Raw genomic sequence first — 2,481 nt, 5'->3', positions numbered from 1 at the left:
TGCCCGACATCGCCGCCGCGCCGCTCGGCGTATTTCCGTTCAATCGTCCCCGAATGAAAGGACGAGACGAAGGCCGGCGATCCAGACCCCGCGATCGCCCGTCCGCTCGACGCGGCGAACATATTGCAGGTCGGGCTGCACGGCCAGGAACGGCGCGAGCTTGTCCTGATAGGTGAACTCGATCCCGTCCTCGTGCCGCGCGGCCGAAATGCCCTCGTCCCGCAGATTGTCGCGATAGCCACGCGCCAGCGTGCCCCGCTGCAACCCGGCGGAAAAGGCACCGTCCGGCCGGCCCGGTATCAACCCCTCGATCAACACGCCCATCTGTCCGCCGCCGCGAAACGGCGTCGTCTTGCCTTCCGAAAGCCCGGTGCGCAGGAACAGACGAATGCCCTTGCCCGCCTCGCCGCTCAGCTGGTGTTCGATCAGCAGATAGGCGCCCTGTGCGATCCGCTGCGCCGGCCCGCCATCGGCCGCAAGCGCCCGGATGTCGTCCTGCCGATGGCTATAGCGCCAGACGCCCAACGCCAGCTTGCCGCGCCCTTCCGTTCCGCCCTCGGCGATGAACAGCACGCCATCGCGGAACCGGAAATCCACGCCGTTGGGGTCACCCAGCACGCCGGCATTGGCGTTGATCACGGCGGCGCGGGCATAGCCGGTGCCGCCGACGGCAACGTTCAGGCGCGCCATCAGTGCCGTCGATGGAAAGATCGAAGGGCCATTCGGCCCGGTGGCCGCCAGTTCCGAGCCGATGCCGAATGCGGGAGCGATCAGCAGCCCGGCAGCGTCGTTGGCATAGAATGCCGCGTTCAGATCGCCCAGTCCCGCCAGCAGCGACACGCGGCCGCCGGCGAACGACTTTTCCAGCCACGCTTCGTATAATTTCGCGCGGCTGTCGGTGACCTCGATATTGTCGATGCCCTGCAGCGTTCCCGCGCCGTCATTGGGGCGTCCACCGAAGTTCGCGAGCAGGTGCACGCCGGCGCGCAGCCCCGAAATGCCCGTCGCGCGGGCGAGGTCGGCCTCGGCGACCAGTTCGGCATTGTGCAGCGCATAGCTGCGGTTGCGGTCATCGTTTGCCACCATGATCGCGTCGAGCACATAGCGCCCGGACACGGTGATGGTTGGCTCCGATTCCACCTGCGCCCATGCCGGTGCTGCGACCATCGTCGCGGCCAGCAGCGCTGAACGTCCAACCTTCGGCATTCGGGAACTCCGGGCCTGAATAGATCCCCTTGCGATATTATAGGACCGTTACCGGCATGGTTGCGCATCGTTGAAGGAAACTGATCAACTGGAGTCCATCCGAAGAATTTCGTCCTAGAATTAAATCGGGGAGCGGCACGGAACCGAAAAGACTTCGATCGGAAGGGTGAACATCACATGGGCATGACGAACCGATTTGACGGCATCTCGCTTGCCCGGTCATCAAGGCTGGTTCGCACCGCCGCGCTCGCCCTGATGCTCGGTTGCGGTGGCACCGGCCTGCTGACCGCCTGGCTTCAGACCGCTGCGCTGCAGAGCCAGCAGGCGGCGGCGGCGCTGCTTTCCAACCACGGCACTGCCGACATGATGCACGATGCCGTCCGTAGCGACGTGCTCGCCGCGATCGCCGCAAGAGACCCGGCCAGCGGCATCAGCATCGCCGAAGTCCGCAAGGACTTCGCCGAACATCTCGATCTGCTGAAGACGAGCATCGCCGAGGACGGTCGCTATACTGGCTCGAAATCGGTCCTCGATGTCACGAGCAAGCTCCCGGCACCGATGAATGCTTATGCCGATGCCGCCGAAAAGATCATGACGGAGGCCGAGACCAGCCCCAAAGCGGCGGCCCGCCACCTCAACAGCTTCTTCGATCAGTTCCGCCTTCTCGAAACGTCGATGGGCGCTGCTTCGGAAACCATCGAAGCGCATCTCGACGAAGTGGTCGTCCGCGCGCGCTGGATCGGGACGATTTCGATGCTGCTGCTGGTCGTCACCACGCTCGCCGGCGTCGCCGGCATCGTGCTGATCGTGCGCGCGGCCCAGCGGCGCGTGGTCGATCCGATCATCGGGCTCGCCACGACGTTGCAGGCGATGAGCGCGGGCGATCTCACCGTCGCCGTGCCCGCCGCCGAGCGCGCGGACGAACTTGGCGATGTGTCGCGCGCCGTCCTCCATTTCCGCGACCAGCTGGTCGACGCCGAACAGGCCAAGGAAGAACAGGCGAAGATGATCGTCAGCAGCCTCGGCGTCGGCCTCGATTCGCTCGCAAATGGCGATCTCACCGCGGCGATCACCGCCGATCTGCCGATGCCGTTCACGCCGCTGCGCACCAGTTTCAATCGCGCGCTGGAAAATATGCGCGATCTGATCGGCTCGGTGCTGGAATCGACGGCGAGCATCCGGACGGGATCGAACGAGATTGCGCAGGCGTCAGAGGATCTGGCACGCCGGACCGAGGCGAATGCGGCGAGCCTCGAGGAAACCGCAGCCGCCGTC

General features: G+C 65.4%; 2 protein-coding genes. One reads left to right on the top strand and one right to left on the bottom strand.

The genetic code is table 11. The features are described from left to right. Positions 1–39: 39 nt before the first annotated feature. Complete coding sequence (locus ACX40Y_RS18165) at positions 40–1,206, bottom strand: carbohydrate porin (protein ID WP_459120980.1); 1,167 nt, start codon at positions 1,204–1,206, stop codon at positions 40–42. Positions 1,207–1,389: 183 nt separating this feature from the next. Here ACX40Y_RS18165 and ACX40Y_RS18160 point away from each other — a divergent pair. Beyond that, a partial coding sequence (locus tag ACX40Y_RS18160) for a HAMP domain-containing protein (protein ID WP_459120979.1) occupies positions 1,390–2,481 on the top strand: 1,092 nt, incomplete at its 3' end.

This window comes from Sphingomonas sp. RS6 (assembly GCF_054489705.1).
Note: the sequence above shows the minus strand (reverse complement) of the source record. Positions and strands in the feature narration are given on the sequence as shown.

What these genes read in the sequence shown, in the direction of transcription:
- ACX40Y_RS18165 (WP_459120980.1), bottom strand. Translation starts at nt 1,206, where the DNA reads ATGCCGAAGGTTGGACGTTCAGCGCTGCTGGCCGCGACGATGGTCGCA.